Annotated in this window: 11 protein-coding genes; 4 read left to right on the top strand and 7 right to left on the bottom strand. The window is 66.8% G+C overall.

All coding sequences use genetic code 11. The features are described from left to right. Position 1: 1 nt before the first annotated feature. From BMW75_RS16335 to tssH, 5 genes are all read right to left on the bottom strand, one after another. A complete protein-coding gene (locus tag BMW75_RS16335; RefSeq protein WP_175493192.1) occupies positions 2 to 2689 on the bottom strand; it encodes a fimbria/pilus outer membrane usher protein in 2688 nt (895 codons plus the stop codon). Between the two features lie 38 nt (positions 2690 to 2727). Next, positions 2728 to 3468 (bottom strand): fimbrial biogenesis chaperone, encoded by a 741-nt coding sequence (locus tag BMW75_RS16330; RefSeq protein WP_231952213.1) that lies wholly within the window; start codon positions 3466 to 3468, stop codon positions 2728 to 2730. An 83-nt stretch (positions 3469 to 3551) separates the two neighbouring features. After that, positions 3552 to 4088 carry a fimbrial protein gene (locus BMW75_RS16325; RefSeq protein ID WP_092580848.1) on the bottom strand — a complete coding sequence of 179 codons (537 nt, stop codon included), beginning with the start codon at positions 4086 to 4088 and terminating at the stop codon, positions 3552 to 3554. Positions 4089 to 4319: 231 nt separating this feature from the next. Continuing rightward, the gene (locus BMW75_RS16320) at positions 4320 to 4964 is read right to left on the bottom strand and encodes a response regulator (RefSeq protein WP_076517040.1); all 645 of its coding nucleotides are present in this window, start codon (positions 4962 to 4964) and stop codon (positions 4320 to 4322) included. 12 nt (positions 4965 to 4976) lie between these two features. After that, the gene (gene tssH, locus BMW75_RS16315; RefSeq protein ID WP_092580846.1) at positions 4977 to 7643 is read right to left on the bottom strand and encodes a type VI secretion system ATPase TssH; all 2667 of its coding nucleotides are present in this window, start codon (positions 7641 to 7643) and stop codon (positions 4977 to 4979) included. A gap of 363 nt (positions 7644 to 8006) precedes the next feature. On the opposite strand from tssH, the gene BMW75_RS16310 reads away from it, so the two are divergent. The 4 genes from BMW75_RS16310 (at position 8007) to prpF (ending at position 13460) form a co-directional block, all read left to right on the top strand. Continuing rightward, positions 8007 to 8705, top strand: a complete 699-nt coding sequence (locus tag BMW75_RS16310) for a response regulator (RefSeq protein ID WP_175493191.1) — start codon at positions 8007 to 8009, stop codon at positions 8703 to 8705. A gap of 174 nt (positions 8706 to 8879) precedes the next feature. Then, a complete protein-coding gene (locus tag BMW75_RS16305; RefSeq protein WP_092580841.1) occupies positions 8880 to 9590 on the top strand; it encodes a GntR family transcriptional regulator in 711 nt (236 codons plus the stop codon). Then, a complete protein-coding gene (gene acnD / locus BMW75_RS16300; RefSeq protein ID WP_092580839.1) occupies positions 9590 to 12205 on the top strand; it encodes a Fe/S-dependent 2-methylisocitrate dehydratase AcnD in 2616 nt (871 codons plus the stop codon). The genes BMW75_RS16305 and acnD overlap by 1 nt, the downstream gene beginning before the upstream one ends. Positions 12206 to 12275: 70 nt before the next feature. Continuing rightward, positions 12276 to 13460 (top strand): 2-methylaconitate cis-trans isomerase PrpF, encoded by a 1185-nt coding sequence (gene prpF, locus BMW75_RS16295; RefSeq protein WP_092580837.1) that lies wholly within the window; start codon positions 12276 to 12278, stop codon positions 13458 to 13460. Between the two features lie 85 nt (positions 13461 to 13545). Here the strand turns inward: prpF and BMW75_RS16290 are convergent, their stop codons facing one another. Together BMW75_RS16290 and BMW75_RS29915 are read right to left on the bottom strand one after the other, a co-directional pair. After that, positions 13546 to 13980, bottom strand: coding sequence for a hypothetical protein (locus BMW75_RS16290; protein ID WP_139208546.1), 435 nt, complete (start codon positions 13978 to 13980; stop codon positions 13546 to 13548). Between the two features lie 10 nt (positions 13981 to 13990). Beyond that, positions 13991 to 14851, bottom strand: an 861-nt coding sequence (locus tag BMW75_RS29915) for an RHS repeat domain-containing protein (protein ID WP_175493190.1), incomplete at its 5' end; no start/stop codon positions are given.

Genomic DNA, 14851 nt, shown 5'->3' with positions numbered 1-14851 from the left:
ATCACCCTTTCTTGCCTGGCGCCGCGGACACCGCGGCCCCCGATACGCGGCACGCCGCCTGTACGCGCACGATGCTGGCGATGCCCGCCTTGGGCTGCCCCGCGACGGCGGGCGCTTGCGGCGGCAGCGTGTATTCGGCCCGGCATTGCTGGTCTGGCGCCTGGCCCCAACGAATCTGCACCGCGCCCTGCTCCGCCAGCCCGCGCACCAGCGCGGCGCCGCCTTGGCCCACCGTGCCCAGGGCGGTGCCGTCCGCCTCCTGGAACACGTCGGCGCCCAGCGGCACGGCTTCGCCGTCCTCGCGGCGCAGCCGCAGCAGCACCGGCCGGCCCTGGGTCGTGCGCATTTCCACCAGCACGATGGCATCCAGCGTGGGCACGATCTCTTCGGAGGTGTTGTCCAGCTCGACGTCCATGCCGAGGCTGGAGGGGTCGAGCATCACGTTGTTGACCCGGTACGGTGTCAGGGACGGCACGAGCGCGTAGCCGTTCGCATCGATTTCCGCGCCCTGGCCGTTGATCAGCCGCGCGCCGGTGGCGCCCTTGGCCTGCACCAGCGCGCCCGCGCGGCCCAGCGAGGGCCCCGCCGTCAGGCCGCCGCTGTGCGCGACCACGGCGCCGCGCGCACCCAGCCCCACCTGCTTGGACCGGTTGCCAATCGACGCGTTGGCCGTGTAGGTGCCGAACGGCGCTCGGTAGGTGCCGTAGCCGCCCAGGGTGTTGACGCTGGCGCTCGATTCGCTGTTCTGCGCGGTGGTGGCGGTCAGGCCGAACGACACGGGCAGTTCCGTGCCCCCGCTGCCGCTGGCCGACGCCTGGACCAGGTGGTCGCCCCGGGAGCTGCGGCTGATGCTGGTGCTCAGGCTGTTAAAGCCCGGGCCGGCGTCGATCGCATTGCGGCCCAGGGGAATCGACAGCGTCAGCATGACCTGGTTGCTCATCGTCGCCGACTCGCCGCTGCGGCTGCGCTGCGCGTAGACCGCATAGGTGAGCTGGCGATACCCGCCGCTGTAACCGATCTGGAACTGCAGGTCATGGCCGGAATCCTCGCGCCAGTAGTTCTGGCTGCTGCCGGTGACGAACAGGTTGCCCCGGTCGCCCACGGGCTGCGATACGTTCACCTGGAACCGCTCCTTCACGCGGAAATTACGCCAGGCGTAGCCCGGATCGTCCTCGCTGCCGCCACCGCCTTCGCGCGCGTAGATGGCATCGCGCAGGGAATAGAAGTTGGAGGTGGAATAGCGGTAGCCGGCCATGGAGAAGCGCGTGCCGGTGTCCTGCAGGATGTTCGAATAGTTCAGCCGCGTGCTCAGGCCCTTGTGCGACGCGCCGCCGATCTGCGTGCGCGCCCCGGTCACGTCCAGCGAGAACGCGCCGATGGGCGTATTCAGGGCAGACCCCAGCATGAGCGAGGCATAGCCCTCGGACGCCTGCGTGCCCGCGTAGGCGGTCAGCCCGTCGGTCACGCCGTACTGGTAGGTGCCTTCGGCCATCCAGGGTTCGCCGTCGGACTCGGCGTTGCGATACTTGCCCACGCCGACGCTGTAGCGGTGCACGCCCTGGCGCAGCAGCAGGGGCACGGTCGAGAACGGCACGCTGAACGTGCTTTGGCGCCCATCCGCTTCCTGGACGGTCACTTCGAGGTCGCCGCCATAGCCGGCCGCCGGCATGTCGGCCAGCTCGAACGGCCCTGCCGGCACGTTCTGTTCGTGGATGACCCGTCCGCCCTGGCGCACCGTGACGACGGCGTTGGTGTCGGCAATGCCGCGCACGATGGGCGCGTAGCTGCGCAGCGAATCGGGCAGCATCCGGTCATCGCTGAAGAGCCGCACGCCGCGCAGGCTGGACGTGTCGAAGAGTTCTCCGCTGGTGTTGCTGTCGCCCAGCACGAGCTGTCCGCGCCAGGGCGCGATGTCCCGCTGTGCGTAGGTTTCGATGCTGTCCCAGCTGGAATTGCCGCGATTGGACCAGCTTTTGGACGAGCGCTGGCGCAGGCGCCACGCGCCGAGATTCACGCCGGACGTCAGGCCCAGGTACAGATTGCTGAAATTCGTGCCTATGGTGTTGGTGCGGCTGGAGTACGCGTTCAGGCTGTAGTCCAGCAGGCCGACGGTGGCGCCCTCGTTCCAGCGCGACGAATCGACCCATCCGCGGACCCGCGTGTGCATGTAGGCCTGCGGCACGCTCAGGTCCAGCAGCAGGTCGCCCAGGTTCATGTCGGCGCGCGAACCGGGCACCGCCACGCTCAGGGGCTCGCAGCCTGTGGCGTCCCCAAGGGAGGCGTCCCGCGTCGCCGGCGCCTCGCCCGTTCGGGCGGCCAGCAGCCGCGCGGTGTCGATGCCCAGTTGCTCAAGCTCCATCAGGCTGAAGCAGGGTTCGGTGAAGCCCGCGGCGTCCACCGCCTGGAAACGCACGTCGAACGTGCCCACCCGCTGGCCATTGACCCTGACGTCGGTCGCGTAGAGGCCCGGCAGCACCGCGTTGCCGCGGCTGAATCTTGCCAGGTCCATCGACGTCCCGAACAGGAAACGGGGATCGAAATCGACCTGCGCGTAACGCGGCGCCTCGGCCGGCGGCGCCGCGCCGGCCGCGCAAGGCAGCATGAGCGCCGTAATGGCCGCCTGCCGCCATCGGCCGCGTCCCGCATTCGCGGCTGTGCCCGAGAGTCCGGCCGCCCATGACTTGTGCATCTTCACGCAACCTCGCAGCATCATTTTTTCCTTTGCACCTAGGGACGCGGCCTGATTTCCGCCTGCGTCTGCACTTCCGCGCCGTAGTCATTGATGACCCCGAAGCGCACCTGATTGGCGGCAACCGGCTGCCTGTCGGCTGCCTTGCCCGCCGCGCGCTTCAAGACCAGCGTGCCGAACGGCGCGACCATGTCCTGCGCGAAGAAGACCTGCGATCCGGCGATGTTGGCCTGCACGCGGCTGAAGGTGACGTAGTACGGGGTGGGATTGCTGACCTGCAGCGCGCCTTTGTCGCCCAACTGCCAGGTCAGGGCCTGAGGCGCCTCCTCGACCAGCGCCGTCAGGCCGCCCGGACGCATGAACAGCTTGAGCCGCGTGCGCACCGCGAGCTGCATGTAGTTCTCGTTTTCCTTGCGCTCGGCTTTGGGCGGGACTTCCAGCACATTCAGGAAGTAGAGGGATTCACGGTCGCGCGGCAGGTCGGCGCCCACGTACACGATGCGCAGCGTCTGCCCCTTGCCGGGCTCGACCCGCGAGACCGGCGGCGTGACCAGGAACGGCACGTCCAGCGCGCCAGGGGTGGAATTGATATTGCCGTCATCGATCCATGACTGGACCAGCAGCGGCTTTTCATCGGCGTTGCGCATCCGCAGGCTGACCTCGCGGCTGCCCTCGGGATACACGACGCGGGTTCCGGTGATGACCACACCGGCATTCACACTTGCGGCAATGCATGCCAGAAGCGCGGCAAGCGCCGCGCGCAGGTAGACGAAGAACACGGTAGTCCTTGATCGGGAAACGCGGATATCGATTCGCCGGGGCGGCACGCCCCGGCGGAAGTTCAAGCTAGGCCAGCCGATGCTTACGGATAGGCCAGCGTGAACTCGGCGAACGTCTTCACGACACCCGAGGTGGCCCCGCCCAGCGAGAAGTACTGGCCGCCGTAGACCAGGGTTGCGCCGCGCGTGGCGCCGGCGCCGGTGACCGGGAACGCAGTGCCCGCCGAGCCCGCCTGAATGGGAGTCCCGTCCGCCTCGAGGAGCTGGACCGTGACGTTCTGGGCGCCAGTGGATTCCAGGTTCTTCAGCGTGCGGTATTTCGGTTCCATGTTGGTGATCTCGAAGTGCGCCTGGACCTCGTCGATGGTGTCGGGGCACTCGATGACGTCGATTTCGAACGCCCTGGAACCCGCCGTATCGCCCTCGGTGATCAGCGATTGGGTCGACACCGTCGGCAGCAGGACGGTCTGGTCCTCCGAAGCCGGAGCGACCTTGCAGGTGTCGGGAATCAGGGTGCCTTCGAAGTTGACCTTGCCCGTGCCGACTTGCGCGGCGCTTGCCGGCAACGCGACAGCGCCCAGCGCGGCGGCGATGGAGATGCCGAGAATGCGGAGTTTCATCTTAAGTTCCTCTGTTTGGATATCGAAGTGAGAACGCGTGGCCAGAACTCAAAACACGGAGGCGGAATCCGCTGGTCCATCTTCTGACACGACCACGGTCAGTCTAGGTAGCGCCCGCGGGCTCGCACATCAGCGCTGTCCGATACGGAGGAAAAAAGCCCGGTGTGATTGACGTGCGCGGCGACAATAAGACGAAATCCGGCCTTTGCTGCCCGAGCCGGATGTCGCTTGTCAGGTCAGGCCGTTGCGCACGCCATACCTGACCAGTTCGCTGTCTGAATGCACGTCCAGTTTGCGCATCGCGGCGCGCTTCTGCGCGCTGACCGTCTGCTTCGAGCGCGAGAACTTCTCGGCGATTTCGCCGACCGTCAGGCCGGCGAGAAACAGGCGCACGACCTCGACTTCGCACGGCGTCAGTTTGCTGGCGCGTTCCGCGCCCGCGCCGCCGGTCCCCGCCTCGAGCGCCCCGCGTATCCGCGGCGAGCGATACCGGTCGCCGCGCCAGGTGGCCTGTATCGCATGGCGCAGGTGTTCGGTCATGTCGGACTTGCTGACAATGCCCTGCACCCCCAGCCGTTCCACCGCCTGCAGCACCAGCGGACTGTCGATCGACGTCAGCACGATGAGCTTGAGCGCCGGATGCCGCTGCTGGATCAGCGTCAGCATGCCCAGGCCGTCGCCGAAGCTCTCGCCCGACATGACGTAGTCGCTCACGAGCACATCGCACGGCTGGCTCAGCAGCACGCTGAAGAGCTGCGTCGAGTTCTGGGCGCTTGCGACGACCCGGGCATGGCTCATCTCCGCGACTTCGACCTGCACGCCCCTGACGCAGACGGGATGACCGTCGGCCACGATGACTCGGATCGGATTGGACATTGGGCGGCCCCTTCAGTTTGCGTCCACCAGCTGCGGTTGAAACGAAAAAGCGGCTTCCGGCGCCGCGTCCTTGTCCTGGACCAGGATGTCCACGCGCGCCAGCGTCTTGCGGTCGGCCATGGCATCCATCCAGAGGGACGCCAGGCGCGGCAGGATGTGCTGTTCGAGATGGCCGATCAGCGCGCGGGCGCCCGTCTGGTCGACCCGGCACGCGGCCACCACATAATCGACCACGTCCTGCTCGTAGGAAAGCCGCGACTTCAATGTTTCGGACATACGGCGCACCACGCGGTCCAGGTGCAGCCGCACGATGCTGGCCAGCGCATCGCTGCGCAACGGCGCGTAGGGGATGACGGTCAGGCGGCCCAGCAGCGCCGCCGGAAAGCGCGCCAGCAGGTCGGGCTCGATCGCCTGTCGCAGGCCGTCGAACGCGGGCGGCGCGTCCTCGTCCGCGCAGAGCGTGGCGATCAGCTCGCTGGCCACGTTGGTCGTCAGCAGGATGACCGTGTTGCGAAAGTCGATGTAGCGTCCGTCGCCGTCTTCCATGTAGCCCTTGTCGAACACCTGGAAGAACAGTTCGTGCACGTCGCTGTGCGCCTTCTCGACCTCATCGAGCAGGATCACGGAGTAAGGCCGGCGGCGCACCGCTTCGGTCAGCACCCCGCCTTCGCCGTAGCCCACGTACCCGGGCGGCGCGCCGCGCAGGCCCGACACCGTGTGCGCTTCCTGGTATTCGCTGAGGTTGATGGAGATGAGATTCTGTTCGCCGCCATACAGCGCTTCGGCCAGCGCGAGCGCGGTTTCGGTCTTGCCCACGCCCGAGGGGCCGGCCAGCAGGAATACGCCCTGGGGCTTTTGCGGATCGGACAGCCCCGCGCGGGCGGTGCGCACCCGCTGCACGATGCGCTCGATGGGCTGCTCCTGCCCGATCACCCGCGCGCGCAGGGCGCCTTGGAGATTGCGCACGGCCGTGATCTCGTCGGTGAGCATGCGCCCGACGGGAATGCCGGTCCAGTCGGCGACGATTTCCGCCACCGCGCTGTCGCCGACCTCCGGATGCACCAGCGGCGTTTCGCCCTGCTGCGCACGCAGAGCCTGCGCGGCTTGCGCCAACGCGGACGCCGATTCCGGGTCCGCGCCGTCCGGCCTGCCCTCGAGCGCCGCGGCGCGCCGCTCCAGGAGGGCTTGGACCTGGGCGCGCTGCTCGCGCCAGTCGTGCTCGATGGCCGCCTTCTCGTCCCGCAACGCCGCCATGCGCGCGTCGATCTCGGCCAGCTCGGCGGCATCGCGCAGGCCGACAGTTGCCTCCGCATCCAGCAACGCGCGCTCGGACTCGCAGGCCAGCATGCGCTGCTGGACGTGCTCGAGCACCTTGGGCGGGGCGTGCTGCGACAGCGCCACCCGGGCGCAGGCGGTGTCGAGCAGGCTGATCGCCTTGTCCGGCAGCTGCCGCGTGGGCAGGTAACGCTGCGACAGGGTCACCGCCGCCCGCACCGCGTCGTCGCGGACCAGCACGCCGTGGTGGCGCGCGAAGCTGGGCACCAGGCCACGCACCATGGCCACGGCCTGCTCGATCTGCGGTTCCGCCACCTGCAACATGTGGAACCGGCGCGTCAGCGCGGGATCCTTTTCGATGTAGCGCTTGTACTCCGCCCACGTCGTGGCCCCGATCACGCGCAGGTCGCCCCGCGCCAGCATGGGCTTGAGCAGGTTGGCGGCGTCGCCCGTCCCGGCCTGGCCGCCCGCGCCGATCAGCGTGTGCATTTCATCGATGAAGAGGATGGTCATGGCGGCCGAGCGCTTGGCCGCGTCCAGCAGGCCCTTCAGGCGCGATTCGAACTCGCCCTTCACGCTGGCGCCCGCCAGCATGGCGCCGATGTCCACGTTCAGCACGCGCGCGCCCGCCAGCATCGGGGGCACGACCCCCTGCGCGATGGCGATCGCCAGGCCCTCGACCACCGCGGTCTTGCCCACGCCTGCCTCGCCGGTCAGCAGCGGATTGTTCTGGCGCCGGCGCATCAGCACATCGACCATGGCGCGAATCTCGATCTCGCGGCTGAGCACGGGGTCCAGGCCCCCGTCGCGGGCCCGCGCGGTGAGGTCCGTGCAGAACTTGGCCAAAAGATCGTCCTGACCGGGCGCGCCGTCCTGCGCGGCGCCGTCCGGCCGTTGCCCTGCCGGCTGCCCCGACGCCGGCCCCGCGGCCTCGGGCGACCCGTCGATCCAGCCGCGCAGGGGCGCCGCCAGGTCGTCCATCGGCACCTTGCGGAATTCGGGCGAAATACCCAGGAGCACCCGGCGCAATTCGGGGTCGGTGGCCAGCGCGTGGATCAGCCAGCCGCCCCGGATGCGGGAGTCGTTGAACTGCAGGGTCGCGCTGATCCACGCCCGCTCGACCGCGATCTCGACCTGGTAGGAGAAGTCGCTGACCGATCCCGCGCCGCCAGGCAATGACGCCAGCGCCTCGCGCACATGCAGGTCGATGACTTCGGGATCGGCTCCCGCGTGACGCAGGATGCGCTGCAGATCGCCATCCGATTGATTCAACAGCTGATGCAGCCAGTGGACCACCTCCACGTACGGGTTTCCCCGCAATTTGCAGAATGCCGTGGCCGATTCCAGGCTCTGGAACAGTCGTTGATTGAGTTTTCCGAACAGGACGCGTCGAAGAATTGTCATTCGTCTTTTAAGTGGTTGGCCCAAGGATTTTTCCGAGGCTATCCACCATCAATCGACGAAACAATCAGACTAGACAAAAGTTATTTCCGAAAAGATTGCTCGCGGCGCGGCGCCGTTTCCCTGCTTGATCAGGCGCAGGGCGGCCCGCGAAAAGCCGCTGAGCGAACAACTTGTCTTCGCTTTTCGAAATAGTCCTATTCCCAGTGACCCACCGCGCCATAAAAATCCCAGTGACGATCGAACCGGGACTTCTCGATGCGCACGCCGCCGCAAGGCCGCCGGTCTATCGCCGCGGTGTCTCCCGGCCGCTCACCAGGCGGCCGGCATTACCTAATCTTGCAGACAGGCAGAACCCTCATTCCCATGCACATGCACCCGCCCCGCATACGGCTCGGCATCCTGGACAGCCATCCCCTGGTACTCAAAGGTCTCACCGCAATATTCGAAAAATGCACCGACGTCGAAGTGCTCGGCACGTACGACGACAGCGTGGCCCTGCTCGACGCGATGTCATCCATGCACACCGAGGTGGTGCTCATGGAATACTTCCTCGACGACTCCCATCACGATGGCGCCGAGCTCATTCCCATCCTGCGACGGCTGCATCCCGACGCCCGCGTCGTCATCTTCTCCGCCTCGCAGGACCCCGGCGTTGCCGCCCTGGCCTTGCGCCTCGGCGCCCACGGTTTTGTCAGCAAGTGCGCGCCGGAAGAGGTCGTCCTCACCGCGCTGCGCCGCGTCCACGCCGGGGGGCAATTCATCGACCCCGCGATCCGGCACCTGCTGCCCGACAGCCTTTCTCCCATCTTTCCCGTCGCGGCGCAGCGCATCCGGGCCGGGCGGCGCATCCAGGCCTTGCTCGACAGCGCCAAGCTGTCCCCCAGCGAACGCATCGTCCTCAAGACCTTCGTGTCGGGCATCAACGTGATGGAAATCGCGGCGCGCCTGCATAAAAGCCCCAAGACGGTCAGCTCGCAGAAGGCGGCCGCGTTCCGCAAGCTGGGCGTGTCATCGGATAGCGGGCTGTTCCGCCTGATCAGCAGCACCTCCGAACCCTACTGATCCGTCCCCCGGCCGGCGCCGCGCCCAGGGCGCCAAGGCCTGGGCCGCGCCGTGCCGCGGGCCGCCGGCCCGCTTGCGTCCGCCCCCCGCCCGGGAGTAAATTGTTGACAATTTGGCGCGCCAGGCGCGCTTTTCTGGGATATTTCCCAAGAAAACCTACGGATTGTCGACACCATGAGCAAAGTGCTCACCCTGCCGACGGCAGCGCCGAACGACGGCGAAACCCTGTCGGACCACATCTTCCGCAAGATCCAGTCCGCCATCGTCAAGGGCGAGATCGCCCCGGGCAGCAAGATTTCCGAGCCCGAGCTGGCGCGCATCCACGGCGTCAGCCGCGGTCCGCTGCGCGAAGCCCTGCATCGCCTGGAAGGCCAGAAACTGCTGGTTCGCGTGCCGCACGCCGGCGCGCGGGTCGTGTCCCTGTCGATCCAGGAACTGGTTGAACTCTACGAAATCCGCGAATCGCTGGAAGGCACGGCCTGCCGGCTGGCCGCCGAGCGCATGCCGCCGTCCGAAATCGACGAGCTGCGCGGCGTGCTGGAAGCGCACGAACGCGACGAAGCCTTCCAGGCCGGCCTGGGCTACTACCAGCAGGAAGGGGATTACGATTTCCACTACCGCATCGTCAAGGGCAGCGGCAACCAGATGCTGTTTCGCATGCTCTGCGACGAGCTCTACCAACTGGCGCGGATGTACCGCATCCAGTATTCGACCACGCCCAACCGCCCGCGGCAGGCCTACGCCGAACACCACCGCATTCTCGACGCCATCGCCGACGGCGACGGCGAGCTGGCTGAAATGCTGATGCGCCGCCACATCCGCGCATCCCGCATCAATATCGAACAACAGATCGCGCAAAGCACCCCACAGCGCACGGAGGCATGATGAACAAGTCGTATCGCAAGACCCTGCCCGGCACCCGCCTGGACTACTTCGACGCCCGCGCGGCCGTGGACGCCATTGCGCCCGGCGCGTATGACGGCCTGCCTTACACGTCGCGTGTCCTGGCCGAGAACCTGGTGCGCCGCTGCGATCCCGCCCTGCTCACGGACGCGCTCAAGCAGCTCATCGAGCGCCGCCGCGACCTGGATTTTCCGTGGTTTCCGGCGCGCGTCGTCTGTCATGACATCCTGGGCCAGACCGCGCTGGTGGACCTGGCCGGCCTGCGCGACGCGATCGCCGACAAGGGCGGCGACCCGGCCAAGGTCAACCCCGTGGTGCCCGTGCAGCTCATCGTCGACCACTCGCTCGCGGTGGAATACGACGGCAACGATCCGGACGCCTTCGCCAAGAATCGCGCGGTCGAAGACCGCCGCAACGAAGACCGCTTCCATTTCATCGACTGGACCAAGGCGGCCTTCGAGAACATCGAAGTCGTCCCGCCGGGCAACGGCATCATGCACCAGATCAACCTGGAGCGGATGTCGCCCGTGATCTACACGCAGGACGGTGTGGCCTTCCCCGACACGCTGGTGGGCACCGACAGCCACACGCCGCACGTGGACGCGCTGGGCGTCATCGCCATCGGCGTGGGCGGCCTGGAAGCCGAAAACGTCATGCTGGGCCGCGCGTCATGGATGCGCCTGCCCGACATCGTCGGCGTCGAACTCACCGGCCGCGCCCAGCCCGGCATCACCGCCACCGACATCGTGCTGACCCTGACCGAATTCCTGCGCAAGGAAAAAGTCGTGGGCGCGTACCTGGAGTTCTACGGCGAAGGCGCCTCCAGCCTCACGCTGGGCGACCGCGCCACCATCTCGAACATGGCACCCGAGTACGGCGCCACGGCCGCGATGTTCTCCATCGACCAGCAGACCATCGACTACCTGCGCCTGACCGGCCGCGAGGACGCGCAGATCGCGCTGGTGGAAACCTACGCCAAGACCGCGGGCCTGTGGTCCGACAGCCTGGCGACCGCGCAGTACGAGCGCGTGCTGCGCTTTGACCTGTCCACCGTGGTGCGCACCCTGGCCGGCCCGTCCAATCCGCATCGCCGCCTGCCGGTGTCCGACCTGGCCGAACGCGGCATCGCCGGCGTGGTCGAAAACCAGCCCGGCCTCATGCCCGACGGCGCCGTCATCATCGCCGCCATCACCAGCTGCACCAACACCAGCAACCCGCGCAACGTCATCGCCGCCGGCCTGCTGGCGCGCAACGCCAACCGCGCCGGCCTGGCGCGCAAGCCCTGGGTGAAGAGCTCGCTCGCGCCCGGCTCCAAGGCCGTGCAGCTCTATCTGGAAGAAGCCGGCCTCACGCATGAGCTGGAGCAGCTGGGCTTTGGCGTCGTGGCGTTCGCCTGTACCACGTGCAACGGCATGTCCGGCGCGCTGGACCCGAAGATCCAGCAGGAAATCATCGACCGCGATCTCTACGCCACCGCCGTGCTGTCCGGCAACCGCAACTTCGACGGCCGCATCCACCCCTACGCCAAGCAGGCCTTCCTGGCCTCGCCGCCGCTGGTCGTGGCCTACGCCATCGCCGGCACCATCCGCTTCGACATCGAGCGCGACGTGCTGGGCGTGGCCGCCGACGGCCGCGAAATCCGCCTGAAGGACATTTGGCCCAGCGACGAGGAAATCGACGCCATGGTCAAGTCCGCGGTCAAGCCCGAGCAGTTCCGCAAGGTCTACGCCCCGATGTTCGGCATCAAGGACGACCGCCAGACCGCCGTCAGCCCGCTGTACGACTGGCGCCCGCAAAGCACCTACATCCGCCGCCCGCCCTACTGGGAAGGCGCGCTCGCCGGCGAACGCACGCTGCGCGGCATGCTGCCGCTGGCCGTGCTGGGCGACAATATCACCACCGACCACCTGTCGCCATCCAACGCCATCCTGCTGGACAGCGCCGCGGGCGAGTATCTACACAAGATGGGCCTGCCCGAAGAGGACTTCAACTCCTACGCCACGCACCGCGGCGATCACCTGACCGCGCAGCGCGCCACCTTCGCCAATCCCAAGCTCTTCAACGAGATGGTCAAGAACGCCGACGGCAGCGTGAAGCAGGGCTCGCTGGCGCGCGTGGAGCCCGAAGGCCAGGTCATGCGCATGTGGGAAGCCATTGAAACCTACATGAACCGCAAGCAGCCGCTCATCATCGTGGCCGGCGCCGACTACGGCCAGGGCTCGTCGCGCGACTGGGCCGCCAAGGGCGTGCGCCTGGCCGGGGTCGAGGCCATCGTCGCCGAAGGCTTCGAGCGCATCCACCGCACCAACCTCATCGGCATGGGCGTGCTGCCGCTGGAATTCAAGCCGGGCGTGAACCGCAAGACCCTGGCGCTGGACGGCACCGAGAGCTACGACGTGACCGGCGAACGCAAGCCGCGCGCGGACCTGACGCTGGTCATCCACCGCCGCAACGGCAGCACCGAGCAGGTCCCGGTGACCTGCCGCCTGGACACCGCCGAAGAAGTCTCGATCTACGAAGCCGGCGGCGTGCTGCAACGCTTTGCGCAGGATTTCCTGGAGGCCGCCTCCGCCTCCGGCGCCGGCAAGCTCGCCTGACCGGCCGTCATGCAGACCGGCGGGCGTTGCAGCGCCCGCCGCCCCTATTCCGATATCTCAGGACTGTTTCATGGCACATGCTCCCCAAACCAAGATCGCGGCCACCTACATGCGCGGCGGCACCAGCAAAGGCGTGTTCTTCAAGCTGGACGACCTGCCCGAGTCCGCGCGCGTGCCCGGCGCCGCGCGCGACGCGCTGCTGCTGCGCGTGATCGGCAGCCCCGACCCCTACGGCAAGCAGATCGACGGCATGGGCGCCGCCACCTCCAGCACCAGCAAGACCGTCATCGTCGCCAAGAGCACCCGTCCCGACCATGACGTGGACTACCTCTTCGGCCAGGTCTCCATCGACCAGCCCTTCGTGGACTGGAGCGGCAACTGCGGCAACCTGTCCGCCGCGGTCGGCCCCTTCGCCATCACCAACGGCCTCGTCGATCCGGCCCGCATCCCGCAGGACGGCACCGCCGTGGTGCGCATCTGGCAGGCCAACATCCAGAAAACCATCATCGCGCACGTGCCCATCACCGGCGGCGCGGTGCAGGAGACCGGCGACTTCGAGCTGGACGGCGTGACCTTCCCGGCCGCCGAACTGCGCCTGGAATTCATGGACCCGGCCGAGGAAGGCGACGGCGGTTCCATGTTCCCCACCGGCAACCTGGTCGACAACCTGGAAGTGCCGGGCGTGGGCACCTTCAAGGCCACGATGATCAACTCCGGCATCCCCACGATCTTCCTGGAAGCCGATGCCCTGGGCTACACCGGCACGGAACTGCAGGAAGCCATCAACGGCGACGCCGCCGCGCTGGCGCGCTTCGAGACCATCCGCGCCCACGGCGCGCTGCGCATGGGCCTCATCAAGGACATCGCCGAGGCCGCCAGCCGCCAGCACACCCCCAAGATCGCCTTCGTCGCCCCGCCCAAGGCCTACGTGTCGTCCAGCGGCAAGCAGATCGGCACGGGCGACATCGACGTCCTGGTGCGCGCCCTGTCCATGGGCAAGCTGCACCACGCCATGATGGGCACGGCCTCCGTCGCCATCGCCACCGCGGCCGCCGTGCCCGGCACACTGGTCAACCTGGCCGCGGGCGGCGGCGAACGCGACAACGTGTGCTTCGGCCACCCGTCCGGCACGCTGCGCGTGGGCGCGCAGGCGCAGTCGGTTGACGGCGAATGGAAAGTCACCAAGGCCATCATGAGCCGCAGCGCGCGGGTGCTGATGGAAGGGCGGGTGCATGTGCCGCGGGAGGGGTTTTAAGGGGGAGACGAACTGAGCCCGGCAGCCTCTGCTTCTGGGCGATTCCCCTTACGGAGAGTGACTTGGAGGTATGCGGATTGCAGCGTTAGCCTGCGCCGCCCGAAAAGATATTGGCGAATATGTCTACGTTGCGGTCTTCTGAAATATGGAAATCGACACCGCGACCTATTGCGTAGCAGTCCCCATACTGGCGAACTTCATCTATCGACCTAGGATCTTCGAGGCTTCCATATGCGCCGTCCACGTCCAAGCACCACAGGTCGCCGAACCGAACCAAGTGCACACCTGCGCATATCGAGTTTGCTTGATTCCCACGCCATTGGGCATGGAATTCCACAATATCCCTGACGACGATGGTTACGGTATCCCATTGATCACCGGGCAATGCATGATTCTTGGCGTAAAACGTCCCCTGAACGGCCGGCGGTTCCCTGGTCGGATAGAAGAAGCCGAAAGACATAACCAGCCCGTCGTCAAAATTGTGATAGTCGCTCATTAGCTTAATAATTGACTCTGCCATTTTTCCTCTCTCATTCGCCAATCGGCGTAGCTGGTTTCATCCCGGGCGGAACCACCTTCCATTCACTCGGAACGCTAGCCGGTGGAATATGAGAAGCGTTGGGGCCGTGAGCGGCCGCAACGCTGACCGCACTACCAGGCGGATCTATCCGGTGCGCATGGCCAGAACATGCGCATCCTCCATGATTCTTGAAATCCACCTGCCCGATCAAGTCTCCGTTGCCGTCATAAATTGCGTTTTGCACCGCGACCTTCCCCGCCCCGTCGCTCTTTGTATAAACTGAATTTGCCGTTGCGCCGGTGAGCCGAGGTTTACCAGTACCCGACGAATGGCCACCGCTGCCGGCGGTCAGGCCTAGCGGATCAATCCACCCCAACGGGTTATCCGCATACTCATAGACATTCAGCCCACCCGCAAACCCGATCGGATCCTTCGATATGAACCGCCCGATCTGCGGATCATAGTACCGATGGCGGTTGTAATGCAGGCCCGTTTCCGGGTCGAGATACTGCCCCTGGAATCGGATCGGATTACGGATTCCCGCCGCGCGGGCGGCATCGGTGATGGCCTCTTTTGCTTCACCCCAAGCGTGGTAATGCGCGCTCCAGGCAATTTCGCCTTGCGCGTCGGTCAGTTCCTGCGGCGTGCCCAGGTGGTCGCAGTGATACCAGGCCATGGCGTCCACCGGGTCCGGGTCGGGCGAGGTTGTCCATAGCGGATCGCGGTCGATGTCGTAGGCACCCGCGTAAACAGGTTGTTGATGCAGCAGCACGGGTTTGCGGCTGATCGCCTGGGCCAGCGGGACGAAGCTGCCGGGTTCGTAGAGGTAGTGCGTGGTCTGGTCGTCGTGGCCTTCCCATGCCAGGGTGTC

This window comes from Achromobacter sp. NFACC18-2, assembly GCF_900108985.1.
GTDB lineage: Bacteria > Pseudomonadota > Gammaproteobacteria > Burkholderiales > Burkholderiaceae_B > Achromobacter.
This window is presented reverse-complemented; position numbering and strand designations above follow the sequence as displayed.

Coding starts and splice junctions, on each gene's coding strand:
- BMW75_RS16335 (WP_175493192.1), bottom strand. CDS start 2,689: ATGCACAAGTCATGGGCGGCCGGACTCTCGGGCACAGCCGCGAATGCG.
- BMW75_RS16325 (WP_092580848.1), bottom strand. CDS start 4,088: ATGAAACTCCGCATTCTCGGCATCTCCATCGCCGCCGCGCTGGGCGCT.
- BMW75_RS16320 (WP_076517040.1), bottom strand. CDS start 4,964: ATGTCCAATCCGATCCGAGTCATCGTGGCCGACGGTCATCCCGTCTGC.
- tssH (WP_092580846.1), bottom strand. CDS start 7,643: ATGACAATTCTTCGACGCGTCCTGTTCGGAAAACTCAATCAACGACTG.
- BMW75_RS16310 (WP_175493191.1), top strand. CDS start 8,007: ATGCACATGCACCCGCCCCGCATACGGCTCGGCATCCTGGACAGCCAT.
- BMW75_RS16305 (WP_092580841.1), top strand. CDS start 8,880: ATGAGCAAAGTGCTCACCCTGCCGACGGCAGCGCCGAACGACGGCGAA.
- acnD (WP_092580839.1), top strand. CDS start 9,590: ATGAACAAGTCGTATCGCAAGACCCTGCCCGGCACCCGCCTGGACTAC.
- prpF (WP_092580837.1), top strand. CDS start 12,276: ATGGCACATGCTCCCCAAACCAAGATCGCGGCCACCTACATGCGCGGC.
- BMW75_RS16290 (WP_139208546.1), bottom strand. CDS start 13,980: ATGGCAGAGTCAATTATTAAGCTAATGAGCGACTATCACAATTTTGAC.